This is a genomic window from Blautia ammoniilytica, from assembly GCF_025566965.1.
Classification (GTDB): domain Bacteria; phylum Bacillota; class Clostridia; order Lachnospirales; family Lachnospiraceae; genus Blautia_A; species Blautia_A ammoniilytica.
Window position 1 is genome coordinate 72,096 of record NZ_JAOQJL010000006.1, and the last position, 22,291, is coordinate 94,386.

General features: G+C 44.4%; 19 protein-coding genes. All 19 read right to left on the reverse strand.

Features of this window, described 5'->3' with window-relative positions; genetic code table 11:
* Positions 1 to 20 precede the first annotated feature (20 nt).
* A complete protein-coding gene (locus tag OCV61_RS04365; protein WP_158420837.1) occupies positions 21 to 935 on the reverse strand; it encodes a sugar phosphate isomerase/epimerase family protein in 915 nt (304 codons plus the stop codon).
* A complete protein-coding gene (locus OCV61_RS04370; protein WP_158420838.1) occupies positions 932 to 1,981 on the reverse strand; it encodes a Gfo/Idh/MocA family protein in 1,050 nt (349 codons plus the stop codon). Before OCV61_RS04370 ends, OCV61_RS04365 begins: the two co-directional genes overlap by 4 nt.
* Positions 1,982 to 2,249: 268 nt before the next feature.
* A complete protein-coding gene (locus tag OCV61_RS04375) occupies positions 2,250 to 3,185 on the reverse strand; it encodes a GTP-binding protein (RefSeq protein ID WP_158420883.1) in 936 nt (311 codons plus the stop codon).
* Between the two features lie 102 nt (positions 3,186 to 3,287).
* The gene (locus tag OCV61_RS04380) at positions 3,288 to 4,127 is read right to left on the reverse strand and encodes an LD-carboxypeptidase (protein WP_158420839.1); all 840 of its coding nucleotides are present in this window, start codon (positions 4,125 to 4,127) and stop codon (positions 3,288 to 3,290) included.
* 2 nt (positions 4,128 to 4,129) lie between these two features.
* On the reverse strand, positions 4,130 to 4,669 hold the full coding sequence (locus tag OCV61_RS04385) for a DUF3877 family protein (protein WP_158420840.1): 540 nt from the start codon (positions 4,667 to 4,669) through the stop codon (positions 4,130 to 4,132).
* Between the two features lie 836 nt (positions 4,670 to 5,505).
* Positions 5,506 to 5,958, reverse strand: a complete 453-nt coding sequence (locus tag OCV61_RS04390) for a hypothetical protein (protein ID WP_158420841.1) — start codon at positions 5,956 to 5,958, stop codon at positions 5,506 to 5,508.
* Positions 5,959 to 6,094: 136 nt separating this feature from the next.
* A complete protein-coding gene (locus tag OCV61_RS04395) occupies positions 6,095 to 7,054 on the reverse strand; it encodes an ABC transporter permease (protein WP_158420842.1) in 960 nt (319 codons plus the stop codon).
* The gene (locus OCV61_RS04400; protein ID WP_158420843.1) at positions 7,047 to 8,198 is read right to left on the reverse strand and encodes an ABC transporter permease; all 1,152 of its coding nucleotides are present in this window, start codon (positions 8,196 to 8,198) and stop codon (positions 7,047 to 7,049) included. Before OCV61_RS04400 ends, OCV61_RS04395 begins: the two co-directional genes overlap by 8 nt.
* Positions 8,198 to 9,760: an ABC transporter ATP-binding protein gene (locus tag OCV61_RS04405; RefSeq protein ID WP_158420844.1), complete on the reverse strand. Its 1,563-nt coding sequence runs from the start codon at positions 9,758 to 9,760 to the stop codon at positions 8,198 to 8,200. Before OCV61_RS04405 ends, OCV61_RS04400 begins: the two co-directional genes overlap by 1 nt.
* A 107-nt stretch (positions 9,761 to 9,867) precedes the next feature.
* A complete protein-coding gene (locus tag OCV61_RS04410; protein WP_158420845.1) occupies positions 9,868 to 10,992 on the reverse strand; it encodes a BMP family lipoprotein in 1,125 nt (374 codons plus the stop codon).
* Between the two features lie 118 nt (positions 10,993 to 11,110).
* Positions 11,111 to 11,575, reverse strand: a complete 465-nt coding sequence (gene rpiB, locus OCV61_RS04415; RefSeq protein WP_158420884.1) for a ribose 5-phosphate isomerase B — start codon at positions 11,573 to 11,575, stop codon at positions 11,111 to 11,113.
* Between the two features lie 186 nt (positions 11,576 to 11,761).
* A complete protein-coding gene (locus tag OCV61_RS04420; RefSeq protein ID WP_158420846.1) occupies positions 11,762 to 13,000 on the reverse strand; it encodes an AGE family epimerase/isomerase in 1,239 nt (412 codons plus the stop codon).
* 86 nt (positions 13,001 to 13,086) lie between these two features.
* The gene (locus OCV61_RS04425; RefSeq protein ID WP_158420847.1) at positions 13,087 to 14,592 is read right to left on the reverse strand and encodes an ATP-binding cassette domain-containing protein; all 1,506 of its coding nucleotides are present in this window, start codon (positions 14,590 to 14,592) and stop codon (positions 13,087 to 13,089) included.
* Positions 14,589 to 15,638 carry a sensor histidine kinase gene (locus OCV61_RS04430; RefSeq protein WP_158420848.1) on the reverse strand — a complete coding sequence of 350 codons (1,050 nt, stop codon included), beginning with the start codon at positions 15,636 to 15,638 and terminating at the stop codon, positions 14,589 to 14,591. Before OCV61_RS04430 ends, OCV61_RS04425 begins: the two co-directional genes overlap by 4 nt.
* A gap of 15 nt (positions 15,639 to 15,653) precedes the next feature.
* Positions 15,654 to 17,246, reverse strand: a complete 1,593-nt coding sequence (locus OCV61_RS04435) for a response regulator (RefSeq protein WP_158420849.1) — start codon at positions 17,244 to 17,246, stop codon at positions 15,654 to 15,656.
* A 170-nt stretch (positions 17,247 to 17,416) separates the two neighbouring features.
* The gene (locus OCV61_RS04440) at positions 17,417 to 18,346 is read right to left on the reverse strand and encodes an ABC transporter substrate-binding protein (RefSeq protein ID WP_158420850.1); all 930 of its coding nucleotides are present in this window, start codon (positions 18,344 to 18,346) and stop codon (positions 17,417 to 17,419) included.
* Between the two features lie 88 nt (positions 18,347 to 18,434).
* Entirely contained in the window at positions 18,435 to 19,451 is a 1,017-nt protein-coding gene (locus OCV61_RS04445) for an ABC transporter permease (protein ID WP_158420851.1), read from the reverse strand.
* A gap of 22 nt (positions 19,452 to 19,473) precedes the next feature.
* Complete coding sequence (locus OCV61_RS04450; RefSeq protein ID WP_158420852.1) at positions 19,474 to 20,985, reverse strand: sugar ABC transporter ATP-binding protein; 1,512 nt, start codon at positions 20,983 to 20,985, stop codon at positions 19,474 to 19,476.
* A gap of 201 nt (positions 20,986 to 21,186) precedes the next feature.
* Positions 21,187 to 22,200, reverse strand: coding sequence for a LacI family DNA-binding transcriptional regulator (locus tag OCV61_RS04455; protein ID WP_158420853.1), 1,014 nt, complete (start codon positions 22,198 to 22,200; stop codon positions 21,187 to 21,189).
* Positions 22,201 to 22,291: the final 91 nt, after the last annotated feature.

Here is a 22,291-nt window from a genome sequence, read left to right on the forward strand (position 1 = left end):
TAATAAATCAGATCGTCTTTTCAGATCACAAACTGTCTCATATATCTCAGAGAAAGTTTCAGGCTGTCCAGAACTCGTTCTTCAGAACCTTCAAAAGATTTATCTTCGATTTCAATGCAGGTATATCCTTCAAATCCAATGTCTGTCAATGCGGATACATATTTACCCCAATCCACATCTCCCAGTCCCGGAAGCTTCGGCTTCATATATTGAAGCGGATATGCCATTGTTCCACACTCTTTCAGTTTCTCTTTAAAAAGTTTTATGTCTTTGTAATGTACATGGAAAATTTTATCCTTAAACTCATAAAGCGGCTGAATGTAATCAATCATCTGCCATACAAAATGAGATGGATCATAATTGATTCCGATATAATCACTGTCAAGAATATCAAAAACTTTTCTCCAGATTACCGGTGTGGTCATCAGGTTCTGTCCACCTGGCCACTGATCTCCGTCAAAGAGCATGGGACAGTTTTCAATCGCAATACGTACTTTCTTTTCTTCTGCGTAACGCACGATTGGAATCCAGATTTCTTTTACCAGTTCCAGATTTTCTTCTACTGTCTTTGTCTGGTCTCTTCCAATAAAGGTTGTAACAAGGTTAATTCCAAGTTTTTTGCTTGCATCAATCACTTTATATAAGTGTTCTATGTTGGCAGCTCTTTTTTCAAGATTACCATCCATGGTATTCGGATAAAATGCCAGAGAAGAAATCTCTACATTTTTCTCTTTGCAATAAGAAAGGATTTCTTCTGCTTCTTTATCTCCCAGATTTGCCACATCAATGTGGCTGACTCCTGCATATCTGCGCTCTGCTTTGGCTTTTGGCCAGCAGGCAACTTCCACACATTCATAGCCAATCTCTGAAACTGTATCGATCATTTTTTTGAAATCATAATCTTCCAGAATTGCACTGACTAACCCTATCTTCACTCTAATTCCTCCTCATCTACGCGAACGCATCTTCCAAGTTCGCTTGATTTCAGACTTCCGAAAATTGCTTTCATTGCACTGAGTACACTTTTTCCCGGAACAGCAGGTTCTGTGTCATTTTCCACAGATTCTACAAATGAATCAATGATTCCTGATTTTGTCTGATTATCATTTGTCTGGATCTGGTCGATATCATAGAACACTTTTCCGCCGTCTTTACGGATCAGTTCGATACAGTATTTGGGATCATGATAAATCTTAAGCATTCCTTCTGTTCCATAGATGATCGTGGAATTGTCTTCCTCTCCATAATACGTCCAGCTGGCTGTCATCGTTCCGATGATTCCGCTCTTCATTTTGTAAATACAGATGGCATTATCATCTACACCGATCAGGTTTCCATTACTGTCTTTCTTATCCAGTGTCATCACTTTTGCAGTTGTTTCTTCTACTGTATCATTAAGCAGATACTGGATCAGATCTGTCTTATGGACTCCAAGGTCGGCCATTGCTCCCATTGCAGCTCTCTTCTTATCAAAGAACCAGTTCTGTGGGCCGGCATCTATACTCCATGTTTCCGGGCCGCCATGTCCGAAGGTTGTTTTGAAAGTAAGAACGTTTCCGATATCTCCACGCTGGATGAGTTTTCGTGCTTCTGCATGAGCCTTTGCAAATCTCTGATTCTGACCGATCATAAGTTTTTTGCCCATCTGCTCTGCTGTATCCACCATCATTTGACAGTCTTTTAATTTTGTTGCCATCGGTTTTTCACAAAGTACATGTTTTCCTGCTTTTAATGCTGCAATCGTAATTTCGGCATGAACATGATTTGCTGCACATACACTGACTGCATCAATTTCCGGATCAGCCAGCATATCCTCAATGCTTTCATAAGACCTGCAGCCGTATTTTTCAGCAAGATCCTTTGCCCGCTGCTGATTCAGATCATAAAGGCCGGTCAGTTTTGCATTCGGATTATCCAGATATTCCGGAATATGACGAACCTGTGCAATCTTTCCACAGCCTATAATTCCGACTTTTACCATCTCATTACCTCCTTTATGATTTCATATGTTTTTCATTTTTTCAGTGTTTATTTCATTTTTCATCTAAAACATATCATTTTTCAGAAATACGGTCAACATTTTTGTGCTATACGTATGTTTTTTCTATGTTTTGCATCTTTTCATTATATATTTTTGACATTTATCACTATATTTTCTTATCCATTTCTGAAATCTTTTCATTTTTTTCATTTCAGACAACGTAAAAAAAGGGGATGTGGGTTAATACAAAATTCCCACATCCTCTTCTTTATTCTTGTTCCCAATATGACTGAATCTGTTCCCGTTTCATCCCTTCCCCGATCACAATGATCACTGCCTGGCCAGCTGAAACCGGCTGCACTGTGATCTCTCCATGAGTGGCATTTACTTCCAGCCACCCGTCCCCTTCTTTTACAAAGCCTTTGATCCTGGAAACCTGACCACAGCCAGAATCATTTAATATTTTCTCTGCTGCCCCGGCAAGTCTTTCTCCCGGAATCTCCATATTCATAAAATAAAGAGTGTCAAATCCCTGTTTTTCATTAAAATACTGCTTTTCATAGGCTTCTGTCCGGTAACCGCAACCAAGAAGCATATCAAAATCCCTGTCCGTCAAAGTATCCCAGTCTTTGCACAGCACTTCATCCTGGAATCTGCGGCTACATTTTACCTGTTCCAGCGCCCGGTTCAGGTGATTGATCGCCGCATCTGCCTGTTCTTCTGAATATTTCTGGCATTTACTTAAGACCACACATCCTGCCTCAGCTGCTTCTGATGCCAGCAGATATTCTCCCTGGCCATCCAGCTTTTCCGGAAGCCCAGCATCAACAATCGTGATCACGTTGCCGATCTCATACCATTTATCCAACGGTTCCTCATACAATGCGTCAAAAAATTCATCCACGTCAAAGATCCCGGAGGGCTCGATCAGTACCCGGTCATAACCGCACATCCCCATTGCGATCAGCTTTGTTTTGAATCGTCTTCTGTGAGTTTCCCGATCACAGCCACCTGCGATCATTTCCAATTCGCAGTGCTCCCCTTCCAGATCGTGCAGAAGCATCATATCCACATTCACTGCTCCGTGGTCATTCTCCAGTATTCCAATATTCATGCCTTTTTCAATCAGATACTCCGCATATTTTTTCATAAATGTGGTTTTCCCGGAGCCAAGAAAACCCGTGATCAGATCTACCTTTATCATCCTGTCATTCTCCTGTGCAGCACTTTTCTGATACAAACTATTCACAAGTCTGCCTTTCTGCATTTATCCCATTTATCGTATTTCTGCTCGATGCCTTTGAGCTTATTGTTTTTTTAGTCTGTATACTTCCCCCACACGTATTGCTTTCGCATCCGTGCCATGACCGATCATCCATGTTCTTGCTACCGGCAATAACTCCGAAATAAAAGGTTTCAAAAGAGGATACATCAGCTGTCCCTGGCTTTCCATACGTGTAAACGTGCCAAGCAGGATCCCTCTGACTTTTTCAAAAGCCCCCAGCTGCTGCAGCTGACTTAGATAGGTAAGCATCTGTCCTTCCTGTCCGCCCAATGCTTCCAGAAGCAGGATCTTGCCTTCCAGATCCGGAAAATAAGGTGTTCCTGCCAGTTTCAGAAAGCATCGAATATTGCCGCCTGCGACTATGCCTTCCATGGTCTCCCCCTGCAGAAATTCATAGGGAAACTGAAAGAGTGTATCTTCCTGTCCGCATAAAGCTGCCTGCAGTTCCTTCTGCTGGCGTTCCCCCTGATCATAAACCAGATTCCTCACCTGATAAAGAACTGAGGATCTGCCTGTCTTTGTATAGATTGCATTCAGTACCGCGGTAAGATCACTGTATCCCCAGAAACACTTATCGCTTTCCTGAATCTGTGCATAATCCAGATACGGAAGGATTCCATTGGCCAGATCTCCGCCTGAAACATCAAAAATCTGACGGATTTCTTCATCCCTGTAAAATTCCATAAGTGCATCTGCCCGTTGCCTGGCAGTCCCGCTCCACACATGCTCCTGTGCATAAAGATATGGGGAATATACCGGTTCCAGGCCCATACCTTTCAGTACCAACTCCAGTGCTTGAAGATCTTTCTGGCTGCTCTTTTGCAAACCATTCGAGCAGCACACAATTCCTGCTTTTTCCATGATCAAAACCCAAATTCCTGATAGTCTTCCGGAAGGAATCTGTGATAAATAAAATGGCAGCCTTCATCCTTAAAACAGTAATAATATGGGTCATCCTCTTTATCCAGAAAACGGATCAGATAATCAAATTCATCACTATCCATCTTTGTGAACTCTACCTTCGCCCAGTATTTATCAAAAAGCTCCCGAATCCGTTCAATAGTACAGTCATGATCCGGGATCAGCTGGATCAGTGCCTTAATAAATTCATCCGGCTGGGTGTGCTCATGTACATACACGCTTCCTTCCTCCGGTATATGGAAACAGAATCTGTCATTTTTATGAGACACCGCCACCTCACCTAACTTCCCCTTTATGGACTCCGGCATTTCTTTCAACCGACCTGCCATCTCCTCTTCGCTGTCCTGTGTACTGAAAAAATGATTCAATGAAGACAGCGGGTAATACAGCTGTATTTTTTCTTTCTGGTAGCCCAGCTTTGCCTGCTCTTCCTTGATCACATCGATTAAGCTACGTTCCAGCTTCTGAAATCCCTGATCCATCTTGATTCTCCTCTCGTATAAAGCCACTTATGTTGCATTGGCAGTATGATTCCAAGCCACAAAAATAACCGCCCTGTCCTAAGAAAACTTGGCGGTCATTTTTGATCACTTTTAAGCTTAGGGCTAACCGTCAATCGGTAGCACCCTTTCTATAATCAGAATATCATCTAACCGCAACTATGTCAAACATCTATTCCATTGTCAAGTTACCACATTTTCAATTTCGTCGTCAACCATTTTAATTTAGTCATTTGCTTTTCATTTGACTAAATTGAAATTACAAATGACATAATTGAATTTTCTTCACTTTATTTCACCGGACGGAAACCTCGTCCATCTTTCCATTCAAGAATGCCTCGGCATTCTTGCTGCGAGGTGCGCGTCATGCAATTGCATGACATACTTCTCCTGCACACCTCTGCAATCCTGCCGGAGGCTATATCAGCTGTGGGATTGACTCCCACCACTGATACCAGCTTGTTGCTCACCACCTATAGAGGTGGGATTCATCTCTCAGCTGATATAGCAAAAGTGCCATGCAGGTCGCCAACTTACCTGCATGACACTCGTCCTTTTAAAAAATTAAAACTATATTTGAGACTTTTTATTTGAGACAAAACTTATAACTTTTTATTTTTATGATTTTATCCTTTTATGCATAATTAAATCCGGGATATTTATTTCTTAGTGCTGCGGCTCTCGTACCAGGCCAGCCAGCCTCCTACGCCGATTGCCGCCACGATCATGATCCCTACAAAAACATCTACCATGGACGTATTCCTCCGTTCTTACTATGAAATAGGTGATGTACCAGTTGATGGCATGTTTTCGGGGAATCAGCCTTTGCTCCCATCCTGATGCTGTATGTATTGGATGATCACGCTACGCCTGTCTGTGCAGTAACTGCGTTCCATCCTGCGAGCTTTGGAGCAATAACTAATATACACGGCTGTTAATACTGCCAGAAGCGCCGCTGCTATCAGACGAATGCTGTAACGCACACCCTGACGTACTGCTGACCCTATACGCATCATGTTCATCAAACGTACAGGAGCGCCTTCTTCAGTATAATACTCTTCTGGTGCTGTCTTTACCGGGGAAACAATTGTGCTGGACGGAGGATTGCCAGCCATGGATCGAGGACTCTTCTCATGCAGCCGTCTGATCTGAAAATTCGCATAAGAAAGTGCGGAATCTGTCTCATGTTTCTGAATACACATCCCTGATAATAATACGATCATGATCATGCAGATGCAGATAAAATGTCTTACGATCCTGTTTCTTTCCATAAAAAAACACCTCTGGCATCATAATACCAGAGGTATTCTGTTTTGTAAAGCAAGGAAACTTAGCGTTTGCCTGTAAAGCTTATCTATAAAACTTAGCGTCTGCCTGTAAATCTTATCTGTAAATCTTATATAAAACTTAACGTTTACCTTTATCGTAGATCTCTCCAAGTGCCCGCGGAGCCTGATTATGCTTGGAAAACAGCATAAGCAGCAGCAAGGTTGCTACATAAGGAAGGATCATGATCAAATCTGAATAACTGCTGGGCAGTCCCAGGTTCTGCACGATCTGATATCCCCCAGACTTGGCAAAGCCAAACAAAAGGCAGGCTCCCAAAGTGGGAAGAATCTTCCAGTTACCGAAGATCAGCCCTGCAATGGCCAGATATCCATATCCTACATAAATGCTGGAAGAGAATTTAGCAGAAATGGAATAAGCAAAGGAAATACCCGCCAGCCCGGACAATGCCCCGGACATCATAACTGCTTTTACCCGCACTTTTGCCACATCAATACCAGCCGCATCCACAGCATGAGGGTTATCCCCACAGGCACGTACATGCAGGCCAAACCGGGTCTTATACAGCAGGTACCATGCCACAAAGGCAAGCACAAGGATCACAACCTCAAAGGGATAAATATTGGTAAAAACCGCTCCCAGAACCGGAATCTTTGAAAGCCCCGGAACCGTCCATCTGGCAGAAACACCCAGATCGAATTTGTCCGAAGGTGTCCCAAATACAGATCGGTTGATCACCTTTGTAAGGAATGCAGTAAGCGCCATGGCCAGAATGTTGATCACAACACCGCTGATCACCTGGTTCGCCTTGAAACGTACACAAAGCAAGGCATGAAGCAAAGAAAAAATCATACCGCCGATCATAGCAAACAAAAGTGCCACATAATAAACAGCAGAAGAATCCACACTGGTAAACTGCATCAGCATATATGCCACCAGCGCACCTGTAAAAGCCCCAAAACCTTGCAGCCCCTCCAGTGCCAGGTTGGTCACACCGCTTCTCTCACTGTAAATACCGCCGATCGCCATAATAAAAAGGGGAAGTGCAAAAGAAAGGCCATCTATAATTACATTATTCATGAGATTCCCTCCTTTCGTTCTTCTTGTCAAGGTTCTCTTTGGCTTTATCCACTCTGTACCGGATATACATATCACAAGCTGCAAAAAGCAGGATCAGCCCAGTGATAACAGATGCGATCTCCGCATCTACCCCAAGAGAGGAACTCATATAGGTACTTCCTTTGCTGATAATGTTGATCAGGAAGGAAGAACCCAGGATCCCAACTGGATTGGAATGTCCCAGGATCGCCACAGCAATGGCGTCAAAGCCTGTGCTTGACAATACCTTGGGCTGTATGGACGCATAATAGCCAAGGTAATAAGACGCTCCTGCAAGGCCTGCCAGAAGTCCGGAAATCATCATGGCAAGGATCATATTCTTGCCAACCGGAATACCTGCATATCTGGAAGCCTTCTGATTGGATCCAACTGCCTTTAATTCATAACCTAGAACCGTTCTGTCAAAAATATATTTTACAATAACAACAACGATCACCGCCAGAATAATTCCCAATGGAATGTCAAATTTCAGATCTCCGATCTTTGTACCAGAAAGCGTAAGCCTGGCTTCACTGCTCACGGTCTGGGACTGACGGGAAATAGGATTTACGTATCTTGTGTTAATAAAGAAACCTACCACATACTCAATAATATAATTCAGCATAATAGAGGAAACAACTTCATTAATGTTAAATCTATATTTGAGAAAACCAATCAGGCCTCCTACCAATGCACCCACAGCAGCTGCCACAAGGATCACCAGCGGCTTGGCGATCGGTGCGCTTAATGTGCTGTATCCAACCGTGATCGTAGTGATAAAACCTGCTGCCAGCATCTGTCCGGATACGCCAATATTAAAAAGCCCGGTCTTCAAGGCAACTGCCACAGACAATGATGCAAAGATCATAGGAGTCCAGCAGTCCATAAAGCTGAAAAAGTCTGTAAGCATACTCTTCCCGCCTGCATATTTGGCCTTAGGCAGGATCCCGGAGCCCTGAAGAAGGTTCACATATGCATCAAGAGGATTCTTTCCAAGCAAAAGCAGTACCACTGCCCCTACCAGAAGACTGATCAATATGGCAAATAACGGAATCGTAAGAAACTGATATTTTTCATGTCCCAGAAATCTTACCAATAGATTTCCCTTTTTCTTCTTTTCCTGCATCAGTCCTTCACCTCCCTGCCATCTTTGTCATTCTCATTCTTTACACCCATCATAAACTGTCCAACCTCTTTGGTGGTCAGGGTGCTGGCATCTGCGATCTTCTGGATCTGTCCGTTGTAGATAACCCCGATGGTATCTGCCAGATTCATGATCTCATCCAGTTCCAGGGAGATCAGAAGAATAGCCTTGCCCTTGTCACGCTCTGCCAGGATCTGCTTGTGGATATTCTCAATCGCTCCGATATCCAGGCCTCTGGTAGGCTGCACAAAGATCAGAAGCGGGGTATCCTGCTGGATCTCACGGGCAATAATGGCTTTCTGCTGATTACCGCCGCTCATGGAACGTACCTGTGTACGGTTCCCCTGTCCGCTTCGCACATCATATTCCTGTATCAGCTTTTCCCCGTAAGTCTCAAATTCTTTTTTATTCAGGATGCCCTTTCTGGAAAAAGGCTCCTTGAAATAATTCTTCAATGCCAGATTGTCTTCCAGGGTAAAATCCAGAATCAGTCCATAGGTCTGCCGATCTTCCGGAATATAGGCAATCCCCTCAAGAGTACGCTTCCGGATGGAATATTCTGTAATATCCTTTCCATTCAGCAGGATCTGACCGCTGTTAGCTTTCATCAGCCCCGCAATGGCATCTGCGATCTCAACCTGTCCGTTGCCGGATACTCCTGCAATGGCAAAGATCTCCCCTCCATGAACAGAGAATGACACATTCTTTACTACCTGGAATTTATCCTCATTTGTAACCGTAAGATTCTTAACATCAAGGACAACATCACGGAACTTTGCAGGAGTTTTGTCCAGGGTAAAGGACACCTCACGCCCAACCATTTTGCTGGCCATCTCTTTTGTACTGGTAGACTGCACATCCAGAACATCGATCAACTCACCTCTGCGGAGAATGGCACATCTGTCAGCTACTTTTTTAATTTCCTCCAGCTTATGTGTGATCAGGATGATCGTCTTTCCTCCATCCCGAAGACCCTTGATGATCTTCAGAAGAAACTCAATCTCCTGTGGGGTAAGCAATGCGGTAGGCTCATCGAAAATCAGGATTTCAGCTTCACGGTACAGCATTTTCAGGATCTCCACCCTTTGCTGAACAGACACATTAATATCCGAGATCACTTTCTTTGGATCTACTTCAAGTCCGTACTGTCTGGAAAGGCGGGCAATCTTCTCATTTGCCCCTTTAATGTCAACATATGGAAAAATCCCCAGTGCTTTTTTTACCGGTTCAATCCCCATGATAATATTCTCAGCAATAGTATAATTGGAAACCAGTTTGAAATGCTGATGCACCATCCCGATATTCAGCTGGGTAGCATATCTTGGGGAACTGATGATCTCTTTCTTTCCCCGGATATAGATCTCCCCTTCATCTGGTTCATACATGCCGAAAAGCATACTCATCAACGTAGACTTCCCTGCACCATTCTCACCAAGGATCGCATAGATCTCTCCTTTTTTGATCTGAATGGTCACATCCTTATTGGCAACGATCCCTGGAAAACGCTTGGTAATATGCCGCATTTCCACAATGTAATCTGCCATGCTTCTTCCTCCTTCTGAAAAAGGGGCGTTGTATAATACAACACCCCTCTTATTTCATGGAAAACTCAGAAAGGCCGGCATGCAGTCTCTCTGTCTTCCTTTAGATCTTATAATCCAGTAAAGTTGTCCGGAGTCATCTCGTTAAAGTTAGCTGCCGGTACGATCTCTCCACTCTTTACTTTTGCAAAAGCTTCATCGATCTTGGAAATTGTATCTTCGGAAAGCTGGCATCTCTCTGGATCGCTTACATATCCTGTAGAATCTGTATCTGCACCAAGAAGGGCATTCTCACCCTTGAAGCTGCCATCTTTTACGTTGTTCAGCTGAAGTTCTACGTTCTTGTCCATGATCTTCAGTGCAGAAGTAAGCATAATATTGGAATCTCCATTCACACCATCATTGTACTGGTCAACGTCACAGCCGATCACAAAAACACCCTCTGCCTCTTTTGCTGCTGTGAACACACCGTTGCCGGATGCACCAGCTGCAACAAACATAATATCTACACCCTCATCGATCAGGGCTTTTCCAACAACCTTACCAGTTGCCTCATCAGAGAAGGTACCGATATAGTTACCGCCTACGTTTGCGCCTGTTACATCTGTACCTGCGTAGGAAGGAAGCTCAACGATCTCAGCTTTGGCATCATAATTCTTCACAGCATAGTTCACACCGGACATAAATCCGTACTGATAGTTAACGTTGGAAGGATAAGCGATACCATTTACAACTGCAACCTTACCTGTCTTTGTCTCCAGGGCTGCTGCAATACCTGCACAGAAACCGCTCTCCTGCTCTTTGAACTGCATTGCATATACATTGTCGTAAGCAGTCTCTTCTCCATCCTCATTGGTAGGATAAGAATCAACAAGAACAAAATCCACCTCTGGATTCTCTTCTGCGATGGTGCCGATCCCTGCAAACTGGAATCCGCAGCATACGATCACATCATAATCTGCTACGATATCTGCCACTGCCTGTACAGCTGCTGCAGTATCACCTGTTTCTTCTTTGACAGGTGTTACCGTAGAATCCGGGTTCGCATCAATAAAGTCCAAAATACCTTCGTAGTTGTTCTGGTTGAAAGATCCATCATCTACACCTGATGGAGAGCTGACAATGGCAATCTTCAGAGCAGCGCTGGAATCCTCTGCAAAAACGGAAGTACCAAAACCGGTAAGCATTGTCACAGCTGTTGCAGCACTTAACAGAATACTTAATGCTTTTTTCATGAATATCCTCCTTATGCTTTGCGTATACGCCCTGTCTGGGGCATCTGTATATTGATTACTCTATAAGTATAACGCATTTTCAGTTTCCCTGTCCAGTCAAATATATGTCTTGCCTTAATTATTCGTGCCATTTTGCTCCGTATTTTTCTTCAATATCAGAGATCATCTGCACACGCACTGCATGGCGTCCTCCTTCAAACTTGGCGCCAAAGAACTCATCAACGATCATTTTGGCCAGCTCCGGTCCTACTACACGTGCACCCATAGCAATAATATTGGCATTATTGTGCTCTACTGTAAGCTTTGCGGAATATGGTTCGCTGCACACAGCTGCACGGATCCCGGGAACCTTGTTAGCAGCCAGGGAAATACCAATACCTGTACCACAGATCAATACACCTTTCTCTACTTCTCCACGCATAATTGCTTCTGCCACTTTCAGACCAGGTTCTGGATAATTCACCTTTACATTTGGATCGTATGCACCGTAATCCACGCATTCATACCCTTTTTCCTCCAAGTGCTCCTTCAGAATGTTTTTCAGTTCGATGGCAACATGGTCGCATCCAAATCCTACCTTCATATTTTCTCCTTTCGTCATCGGGAAGAAATACTTTTTCGCTTTTCCGGCTAAACTTCCCAAAATAATTGATTCAGCCTTATTATACTATACCATTTTCAAAAGTACAGATAATTTTATGATACCAGGTTCAAAACAAAATTCCCCCACCTATGTCTGCACAAGGGTGAGGGAATGATATCCAAATCTCTATTTTGTTTCTGCTTTCACAGTTGCCGCAATAGACAAAGAAGGAGTATGGATAGGAATCAGAGTTGCCTGCAAAGCATGGTAAATATCGGATTTTCCGGGCCATACAGTTTCCAGCAAATGATTTTCCCTGTCAAGCTGATGGAACCAGGAACCATTCACATGATCCAACACTTTCTCATCCAGATATCTCATAAATGCCTGATAGTCTGCAGCATATTTTTCTTTTCCGGTTACATGATAAAGAACCGAGGAAGTATTCAGCGCTTCTGCCAGAGTCCAGTGCATCCTGTCATGTACCACCGGATGTCCTTCCCAGTCTGTAGTATATACGATCCCCGGTGCACTATCGGCTGCCCATCCATCTGTCACTGCCTGATTGTACAGCTTCTCTGCTGCCAGGATATACGGCTCTGCTCCTGTCTTGTCCTCTTTGTATGTAGAAAGTGCCCACTGGGTAATCAGCCTTGCCCATTCGATCCCATGCCCTGGGGTGGCACCATAGGGCTTAAACTGATCATCCGGCCGTTCTTTATTGCATTCCAGATCCGGCTGCCAGTCACTGGTAAAATGCTCCGGGATCCGCCAACTGTTATTTTTTGCCCAGCCAACTACATGGTCGATAATACGGCCTGCCCGTGTACGGTATTTCTCATCTCCGATTGCATCTGCAACTGCCAGAAATGCCTCCACGGTATGCATATTTGCATTTATGCCTCTGTAAGGATCCAACTGTGTAAACTCTGTATTCCAGGTATCGCAGGAAAGACCCTGCTCCTCATTCCAGAAACGGAGGTCATATACAGCCAGTGCGTCTTCCAACAATTCCTGTGCGCCATTTCTTCCCGCCAGGATCCCAGATGTAGCTGCCAGAATCACAAATGCATGAGCATAGCACTGCTTAGACGGAACAATTTCACCGCAGCTTGTAAGTCCTGCATACCAGCCGCCATTTACATCATCATGAAGTTCTCCCTTAAGGCCTTTTAAGGCAGCATCTGCAAGAGCTTCACTTCCTTCATGTCCCAGCATGCTTCCAATGCTGTATACATGAGCCATACGTGCGGTGATCCAGGTTTCACGATTTCTGTCCTTCCAGGGCGTTCCATCATCTCCCAGATAATATGAACTTCCTCCCGGTGAAGGGAACTGATGTCCAAACTGCAACAGCCCTTCCCGCATTTCTTTCAGAAACTGTTTGTTTTCCTCTGTCCCAAGCATATATTTTCTGTTTTCCATATTTAACTCTCTATTCTCCTTATATCAAAATTATCAATTTCAAAGTACTTCGTAAATACGATCTGCTAGATTATGCAGCTGCTCAGTCACCTGTTCCCCTCCGGCTGCTTTCTTATCGCAGGATAAGAATGTGACCAGGGAAGCGGAGGCATAATTCCGGAAAACTCTTCTCTCTGAAGTTCTCCGCCTCTGCCGCCTTTATCCAGGATCAACAGCCGATCTGCCATTGCCAGAGAATCGGACAGATTCAAAGACAAGATCACAACAGAGATCCCTTTGTCCAGGAATTTCTCCAGCATACTCCAGATATACATACGGTGCACCAGATCTGCCCCCATAAAGGGCTGTATGCAAAAAAGAATCTCCGGCTTTTGTAAAAGTATTCTTGTGTATACCAGCTGATACTTCTGTTTTTCGCTTAAATTTTCCACAGGCATGTAAAAAACTTCTTCGCCCAAAACCGATGCATACTCCCTGAAAATGCTGTTTCTTAATCGGTGGTCATGCCAGATTGAGGGCACTTTCTCAGCCAGACAGATGCAAAGATTATTCATATAATCCAACTCCGGGAAGATCATGGTTTTCGTGGCACGCTCCTGTACCACTGCGATTCCCTGATTGCCACAGATCCGGCTTTTTTTCCCACGAAGACGGATCTGTCCTTTTTCCGGAAGCAAATCCCCGATAAGAATCTGGCGCATCTCTTCCATAGCGCCTGCATCCAGGATCTGCACGGCAATGCATTCTCCTTTATGCACCTGAAAATGAAAGCTGTCTGCATGGCTTTCTCCATACCCATCCCATTGAAAAAGAATTTCTTTTTCCTCATGATCCGCTTCCCTTTTCTTGGCATGAAACCGCACCATATCATTGTATTCGGACATATAAGTCACCGGCGGATCATGCTGCATTTCCTCCAGTCCCATCACCTTCAGGATCCGGCCATTGGAAAACAAGGCACATCTGTCACAGATACTGACGATCTCCTCCAGATGAGAACATACATACAGGAAGGAAAATCCCTTGTCTGCATAATGACGTATAATGGCATGAAGCTTTTCCAGTTCATGGTTACTGACCAGTACTCCCACCTCATCCAAAACGATCAGCCGATACCCCATAATCACGGCTCGCAGGATTTCCACTACAATCCTCTCAAATGCAGACAGCTCCGCCACTTCTTTATCGGTTGGTATGTCCAGTCCGATGTCTTTAAAAAAAGGCTCCAGCTGCCGGTTCAGGATCCGGGAATGTATCACCCACTGCCGGAACCCAGGTCTTAACACAAAAATATTATCTGCTATGTTCAGATTGTCTGCCAGGGAACTTTTCTCCTGTATAATACTAAGCCGGTTAGCTGTCCTGCGGCTATCTTTCCAGGTATTTACCTTTTCGCCCCCGTAATATACATATCCGTCATACAATGGCAAATTTCTTGCCAGAATCTTAAGGACTGAAGATTTTCCATGGCTAGTCACAGGAAGAAGTCCCATTACCTCTCCCTGATAGATTTGCAGATTGAAATCCTTCAGTTTCACCACTTCATCTTCAATATAAGTGACCCTTTCCATTCTGAGGATTTCATTTCTCATGCAAACACACTCCTGTTTTTGATCTGTCTGTCATCGTTTAAAATAGGAATAGTGATCTCCACATCTGTTCCTTCACCAGCCACAGAATATACATGCATTCCATATTCATCTCCAAAAAGCAGATGAATCCGGTTATTTACATTCACCAAAGCGATCCCCCCCTGCTTCTCTTCCTCATCATGAATGGTTTTTGTAGATTTTCCAAGCTTCTGATTCAGCCGTGCAAGAGTCATTTCATCCATACCGACCCCGTCATCGGAGATACGGATGATCAGACGATCCCCGGTGCACTGAAAACGAATGTACAAATTACCGCCTTCGATTTTCAATTCTATCCCGTGGATGATACTGTTTTCCAGGATAGGCTGCAGGGTAAGCTTTGGAATCCTGCAGTTCATGATCCGCTCATATTCTTCCACGTCATACTGGATATGCAGCTTCAGTCTGTCCCCAAAACGATATTTCTGAATCCCGAAATAAGTTTCGCAGTTATCCAGTTCTTCTTCTACAGATACCAGATTTTCGACCTTCGTGATCGTGTAACGAAAAAATCGTGCAAGAGCCTCCGTCATATCCGCAACTCCGTCAAGACCTGCAATAATGGCTTCCCCGCGAATACTCTCCAATGTATTATACAAAAAGTGGGGATTGATCTGATTCTGAAGAGCCAGGTACTGAGCCTGTCTTTTATTCAAATCCATATACTGCGGAGAACGCAAGATCTGATCTACCATCTGCATCTGCTGTCTGGTGGCAGGTGTCAGGTTCAGAAGCTCCATATCATCTTTTTCAGAAAAGAGATACCCCTCCAAAAAGCGATTCATCATCTGTTCGCACCGAAAATAAGGCCGTACCAGCCAGAACCAGCAGGTTACCGGAAACAGTACTGCCACAGCTGTAAGAAGGCCGGCACACCACCAAGGCACCTGCTCTTTATTTGCCAGTAAAATCAAAATACACGCAAACAATGTCAGCAGGGCAGATATGATGGTCCCGGCTGCCAGTGCCCGATTTGAAAGATATTTCAGTTTGTCCCGAAGCTTCATATTCGCATCCTGCCTTTATCCATAAAGTTTTCTATATGTAGATGGCTTTACCCCTGCCGCTTTTTCAAAGGTATGTGTAAAGTGCTTCAGATCATTATATCCTACCTTACGGCAGATCTCCGTTACCGGAAGATTGGTTTCACGCAGCAAAAGTTTTGCCTGTTCCATCCGGATATTGATCAGATATTTTGCAAAGCCTTCTCCCTCCGTTTTCTTAAACAAAACACTAAAATAAGCCGAACTCAGGCCTACCTGCTCACTTACTTCCTCAAGGGTGATGGGATCACTATAATGATTCTGTATATATTCCTTTGCCTTTCGTACAGGACGTATTGTGTCATTTTCATATCTTTCAGCCTGCTCCTTCAGGTATTTTTCCTGGAAATCCACAAGGCATCCGAAAATCTCTTCTGCTTTTCCACACTGTCCACACTGTTTCCGAAAATCGTCAAGCACTTCTGTCCGACTCTGGATCTGGATGCTGGCAGCAAAAATATCCGCAGCACCATATATAAGCTCCAGGATCTGCCATCCCTGCACACCAGGCTGATGATTCACAGCTTCCTGCAGCTCTCTTACTGCCTCGGTCCCATTGGGAATACTGAAAATCTCCACTGCATGGCTGATCTTCCTGAGATAATCGTTCAGGAGCTGGCTTTCCGGAAGATCTGACGGCTGTCCTAAATGCTCCAAAAGCCTTCCATTGCCTCTTACCAGCCGCTCCTGAATAAGCTTTCTTGTCTCCTGCATAGATTCACCCAGGCGGCAAGCCTCCTTATAAGCCGCTCCTGCCGCAATGGAAAAGCTGACCCTCTGGAACATATTTTTCTGAATATCCAGTTGTGTCAGACTGCTTTTCAGGCTTCTGCGAATCTGTTCCTTTTCTTTTTCAGGATAATTCAGAATCCCATAACAATAGTCTTCCCTGGTAAGAAGCACCAATTCCCGTCCCTGTGCTTTCAGATTCCTTTCCAGTACTTCCTCTACCTTCTCCATCAGCACATCCGTATGAGTTCCACGATTTTCCCGTCCGTAATCTGCTTTCACACAAAAGGCCTGGAAAACTCCGGGGCTGACCTGTAAGTGGTAGATCCCTGTAAGAGCTTCCTCCGACACAGCCTGTTCTGGCTGATCCAAAAGACGGTGGAGCAGGTTAGCTCTTAAGTGGTCATCATCCCTTCTGCTTCTGTTCACCAGTTCCTGATGAGACTGCCGGGATTCCTTACGCTCACGGATTCTCTTCTGAAGCTTCTGTAAAGTCTCTGTAAGTTCACCTTTATTCACAGGCTTTAAAAGATAGTATCCAACTCCATAGCTGATGGCCTGCTGGGCATATTCAAAATGTGCATATCCGCTGATGATCACCACTTCCAGATCCGGATCTGCATCCTTTACCCTCTGTACCAGCTCCAGACCGCTGCATCCAGGCATGCGGATATCTGTGATCAGAATATCCGGCTGACAATTCTGTACTGTCTCACAAGCTTCTTCCCCGTTGTGAGCCACTCCAACAACCTTCATCCCCAGTGAATCCCAATCCACCAGCGCCTGGATCAGCTGACAGATCCTTACCTCATCGTCAGCGATCACAACCTTTAAGATTTCCATAGTCTTCCCGTCCCCTTTAAAACTATATCTTTGATCTTTGTAACAGTACCGTACCTTACAGTTACTATTACTATTATTCTTATAATAATACCTTTTCTTTCAGCAGGCAAGAAGGGGATGTTGCCCTCTGGCAGCACCCCCGGTATTGGTCAGGATCATTTCTGTCCTTATTATTTATCAGAATCCTTTGTAAGTACAGATACGCCTGTGTCTGTAACTTCGCCACCAAGATCCTCGCCGCCGATTGCTCTTACAGCTGCTTTCACGCCTTCGGAACCCATAACATCCGGATTCTGTGCCATTGTGCAAAGAAGGTAGCCATCATCGATCAGATTCAGGATCGCATCAGATTTATCAAAACCAACGCCGATAATATCTGTATTTCCGGAAGCCTTGATTGCATTTCCGGCACCTGTGGTGGAGCCTTCGTTGCATCCGAAGATACCTACAACACCCTGTGTAATATAGTTCTCTGCAATACTCTGGGATTTTGCAGCATCACCTTCGCCATACTGTGTTTCCATGATCTCAAAGTCAGATCCATCAAATGCTTCTCTGAAGCCTTCTTCACGATTTACGCAGGAATCTGTTGCAGCATTTACATTGATCACACCAATCTTTCCGGAAGTTACGCCGGCTGCTTCCAGCGCTTTCTTCATTTCTTCACCGGCTGTTTTTCCTGCAGCCTTATTATCAGTTGAAAATGTTGCTTCCGCATCTACATTTGCAGGCGAATCCACATAAATGATCTTAACGTCCTGATCTTTTGCTTCCTGAAGTGCAGAGGAAATAGCATCTGGTCCGTTTGCTGCTACCATGATGGCATCATAGCCGCCTGCAACTGCATTGTTTACACACTCGATCTGCTGTGCATCATCCTTGGTATTTGGGGACATGAAATCAACCGTTACTCCCAATTCCTTTGCTTCTTCCTGAGCGCCTTCATTTAAGGTGATCCAATGCTGGTCAATTGAATCCATAGTGATCAGCGCGATCTTCTCATCGCCAGTTGCTTTTACATCATCTTCTGCATAAACAACTGCACCCATAGAAGTGATCATAGATACTGCACATACCATTGCCAAAAGTTTTCTTTTCATTGTAAAAACCCTCCTGTAATATTTTTATATAACTATCCGCCTTCTCATCTGCGGTTTAGTTCCTGTTATGAAATTCTTTTTTATTTTATTATTTTTTCTTATGTCTTCCGAACTGTCCGCTTCTTACCACTACATCCAGAAGAACAGCTGCTACAACGATCACACCGATCACTACCCTCTGGATACCTACCTGTGCGCCGATCATATTCAGTCCGTTTTCCAGTGTCTGCCATACCGCAGCTCCTGCAAAGGTTCCAAGAAGGATACCTGTACCTCCAAGTGGTGAAACACCGCCGATCACACCAGCTGCTACGCCGTACATCTCATACATGTTTCCGGCTTCCATATTTCCCATACCTGCCTGTGCACAAAGGATAAGACCTACAACACAGGAACACACAGAGCTTACCAGATATGTTTTCACTGTGGTGGAAACTACATTTACACCGGAAAGCTTTGCTGCATCCACGTTGGATCCGATGGCATAAATATGACGGCCTGTACGTGTTTTGGAAAGAATAAAGAAGAATACTACGAAAATGATCAGTGCGATCCAGAATGTGTTGTAGATTCCCAGGGTCTTTCCATAGTAGAAGCAGTTCTGGAATGTATCTGCTGTATCTTTTCCAACTCCTGTCGCAATGGCATCTGTGTTACGGTTGCCGTTTACCATGTAAGCAATACCTCTTGCCACAAACATGGTGCCAAGTGTTGCGATAAATGGCGGAAGCTTGAATTTTCCTACTAAATATCCGTTTACTACACCAACTGCCAGACATGCAACCAGTGCAATCACAATTGCAAGTATGGGATTCATTCCACCTGTCATCAGTGTTGCTGTGATCATAGCACTCATACCTACCATAGATCCAATGGATAGGTCAATGTTTCCTGTGATCAGTACATAACTCTGTGCAATACCGATCAGCAGGTATTTTGACATGGAGCGCAGCAGATTCAATATGTTCTGTCCGGAAAATACTGCCGGATTAATGATACCAAACGCAATATAGATAATGATCAGTCCCACAAATGCAGTGAGTGCTGCCCCCATTCCCCTGATTCCCACAAATTTCTTGAAGGGACTTTGTTGTTTATTGTTCATCTTTCTTTCCTCCCATCCATCGTCAGTTACTCTGGATTCCCTTATTTTCAAATGCTGTTGCCATTGTCAGGATCTCATCCTGGCTGGCCTCTTTTGCCATAACCTCTCCTGTGATCCTTCCATCGCACATAACAATGATCCTGTCTGCGATCCCCATAACCTCAGGCATTTCCGAGGATACAAACATAACTGCAATTCCCTGTTTTTTCAGGTCATTCATCAGATTATAGATCTCAACCTTTGCTCCTACATCAATTCCACGGGTGGGCTCGTCAAAAATCACAACTCTTGAATCTCTTGCCAGCCATTTTCCAACTACTACTTTCTGCTGGTTTCCTCCAGAAAGATTACCGGAATCAATTTCTACATTTGGTGTTTTGATCTGCAGATCCTTCACTGCTTTCTCACACAAGGCATTTTCCTTTGCAGAATTAACTACTCCCATTTTACTGCAGACCAGATCAAGATTGGGAAGTGCCAGATTCTGTCTGATACTCAGCTTTGTGCACAGGCCATCCTTTTTACGGTCTTCAGGTGCCAGCACCACGCCATTACGGATCGCATCCATAGGGCAACTGATCTGGATCTGTTTGCCGTCCACATAGATTTCTCCGCTATCCTTAGGATCTACCCCGAAGATAGCTCTGGTGGTCTCTGTTCTGCCGGCTCCCATCAGTCCGGCAAATCCTACGATCTCGCCTTCATACAGAGAGAAATTAATGTCTCTCACCATTTTTCCCGCATTCAGATTTTTTACCTCAAAGATCTTTTTCCCTTTCTCACACTCTACCCTTGGGAATTTTTCCTTAATCTCACGACCAACCATATTGCGGATGATCTCGTCCATGGTCATATCTTTGAAATTACCGCTGGTAATGTACTGACCATCTCTCATAATAGTAACTCTGTCCACGATATGGGACAGTTCTTCCAGCCTGTGGGAAATATAAACAATTCCTCTTCCTTCATCCCTCAGCTTCCGGATGATCCTGAAAAGATCATCGATCTCTTTAGCCGTAAGAGAAGACGTAGGCTCATCCATGATCAGAATCCTGGCATTTATGGAAAGAGCTTTTGCAATCTCCACCATCTGCTGTTTGGATACCGGAAGGTCTCCAACCACCTGATCCGGACTGATATCAATATGAAGATCATCCAGAATCTTTTTTGCTTCCTTCTGCATCTTGCTGTTGTTCAGTGAAATACCGCCCTTGATCTCCCTGCCAAGGAACATGTTCTCTGCTACCGTCAGATGACGGCACATATTCAGTTCCTGATGGATGATAGCTACTCCTGCTGCCTGCGCCTGCTTTGGTGTCAGATCCTCGTAGGATTTCCCGAAAATTTCCATTGTGCCCTCATCCCTGGTATATACACCACTGAGAATCTTCATCAGTGTGGATTTACCTGCACCATTTTCTCCCAGCAGTGCCATAACTTCTCCAGAACGCAGCTCAAATTTTACATGATCCAGGGCTTTTACACCTGGAAAACTTTTGCTGATATTGTCCATGGAGACAATGACCTTATTCATTCCATTCCCTCCCTCATCTGTTTTGCTTTCCTTTGTTGATATTATCTTAACCCAACCTGCCGAATCCGAAAAGAGGGGGGGACTTTTGCTTTAGGGGGGATTTTTTATGCAGTTATGTGAGAGTACCATTTCCAGAAGCATTTTCCTAAAAATAAGAAAAACCACCGTATTTTCGGTGGCCGTCTTATTATGCAATACAGGTCAGACAGTTTCGGTAGAATGCCTTCGCTCCAGGGCTACCGGAATCACTGTCATTTTTTCTTTTATCTTTTTGTGGTGGATCAGGTCCAACACAGACTTTCCTGCCGCAAGGGCAATAGATCTGGTGTCCTGGGTGATCGTAGTGATAGACGGATTGCAGAATTCTGTAAGGGAAACATTGTCAAAGCCTACCACCTTTACGTCTTCCGGCACACGGTAACCATGCTGCATCAGTACCTGGATACACGCCAGGGCGATCCGGTCATTGGTAGCAAAAATACCATCAAAATAACAGCCCATCACCTTAAGTACCCGCTCCATCATAATCCTGGCATCCTCGTAATCCGGAAAGATCCCGATCTCCAGCTTGCCATTATAAGGCACTCCTGCCTCTTCCAGTGCCCGCAGATATCCTGCTTTACGCTGCCGGATGGTAGACGCATAGCGCAGATCCCGCATCAGAAGAATATTCCTGCAGCCACTCTCCAGAAGCTCCCGGGTGGCCAGATATCCCCCTTCTTCATTATCCGACTGGATCAGCACCTTTGCATTCTTTGGACAACGGTCAATGTAAACAATAGGGATCGTCTCTACACTGCTGATATTCTTAATCTCGTCCTGCCCGGAAATATATATGATCCCATCCACATTCTTCTGGATCAGATTGTGGATATACATATCCTCCAGCTCATAATCTTCGTTGGAGTCGCAGATCAGCAGGGAGTAGTGATGTTCCAGGAAAAAAATATCCAGTTCGTGGATGATTTTTGCAAAAAATTCATTGGTAATATCCGGCACGATCACTCCGATACAATGGCTGCGGTTGGTACGCAGGCTGACTGCATTCCCGTTGGGTGTGAACCCGCATTCCTTAACTGTACGCAGTACCTTTTCTTCTGTTTTCTTGGAATAACCTCCGTTCCCATTCAGTACCCTGGAAACAGTGGCTGTAGATACTCCTGCCAGCTTTGCCACATCTATGATGGAAAGCTTCTTGTCTGGTGTTTCCTTCATATCTTTTATTGCCTCACATTATCATTCTTATTCCTATGATAAAGGATTTGCCATGTTTTGTCAAAAAGAAGAAATCCCGCAGACCAAACAT

What these genes read in the sequence shown, in the direction of transcription:
- OCV61_RS04370 (WP_158420838.1), bottom strand. Translation starts at nt 1,981, where the DNA reads ATGGTAAAAGTCGGAATTATAGGCTGTGGAAAGATTGCACAGGTTCGT.
- OCV61_RS04375 (WP_158420883.1), bottom strand. Translation starts at nt 3,185, where the DNA reads ATGATAAAGGTAGATCTGATCACGGGTTTTCTTGGCTCCGGGAAAACC.
- OCV61_RS04380 (WP_158420839.1), bottom strand. Translation starts at nt 4,127, where the DNA reads ATGGAAAAAGCAGGAATTGTGTGCTGCTCGAATGGTTTGCAAAAGAGC.
- OCV61_RS04385 (WP_158420840.1), bottom strand. Translation starts at nt 4,669, where the DNA reads ATGGATCAGGGATTTCAGAAGCTGGAACGTAGCTTAATCGATGTGATC.
- OCV61_RS04390 (WP_158420841.1), bottom strand. Translation starts at nt 5,958, where the DNA reads ATGGAAAGAAACAGGATCGTAAGACATTTTATCTGCATCTGCATGATC.
- OCV61_RS04395 (WP_158420842.1), bottom strand. Translation starts at nt 7,054, where the DNA reads ATGAATAATGTAATTATAGATGGCCTTTCTTTTGCACTTCCCCTTTTT.
- OCV61_RS04400 (WP_158420843.1), bottom strand. Translation starts at nt 8,198, where the DNA reads ATGCAGGAAAAGAAGAAAAAGGGAAATCTATTGGTAAGATTTCTGGGA.
- OCV61_RS04405 (WP_158420844.1), bottom strand. Translation starts at nt 9,760, where the DNA reads ATGGCAGATTACATTGTGGAAATGCGGCATATTACCAAGCGTTTTCCA.
- OCV61_RS04410 (WP_158420845.1), bottom strand. Translation starts at nt 10,992, where the DNA reads ATGAAAAAAGCATTAAGTATTCTGTTAAGTGCTGCAACAGCTGTGACA.
- rpiB (WP_158420884.1), bottom strand. Translation starts at nt 11,575, where the DNA reads ATGAAGGTAGGATTTGGATGCGACCATGTTGCCATCGAACTGAAAAAC.
- OCV61_RS04420 (WP_158420846.1), bottom strand. Translation starts at nt 13,000, where the DNA reads ATGGAAAACAGAAAATATATGCTTGGGACAGAGGAAAACAAACAGTTT.
- OCV61_RS04425 (WP_158420847.1), bottom strand. Translation starts at nt 14,592, where the DNA reads ATGAGAAATGAAATCCTCAGAATGGAAAGGGTCACTTATATTGAAGAT.
- OCV61_RS04430 (WP_158420848.1), bottom strand. Translation starts at nt 15,638, where the DNA reads ATGAAGCTTCGGGACAAACTGAAATATCTTTCAAATCGGGCACTGGCA.
- OCV61_RS04435 (WP_158420849.1), bottom strand. Translation starts at nt 17,246, where the DNA reads ATGGAAATCTTAAAGGTTGTGATCGCTGACGATGAGGTAAGGATCTGT.
- OCV61_RS04440 (WP_158420850.1), bottom strand. Translation starts at nt 18,346, where the DNA reads ATGAAAAGAAAACTTTTGGCAATGGTATGTGCAGTATCTATGATCACT.
- OCV61_RS04445 (WP_158420851.1), bottom strand. Translation starts at nt 19,451, where the DNA reads ATGAACAATAAACAACAAAGTCCCTTCAAGAAATTTGTGGGAATCAGG.
- OCV61_RS04450 (WP_158420852.1), bottom strand. Translation starts at nt 20,985, where the DNA reads ATGAATAAGGTCATTGTCTCCATGGACAATATCAGCAAAAGTTTTCCA.
- OCV61_RS04455 (WP_158420853.1), bottom strand. Translation starts at nt 22,200, where the DNA reads ATGAAGGAAACACCAGACAAGAAGCTTTCCATCATAGATGTGGCAAAG.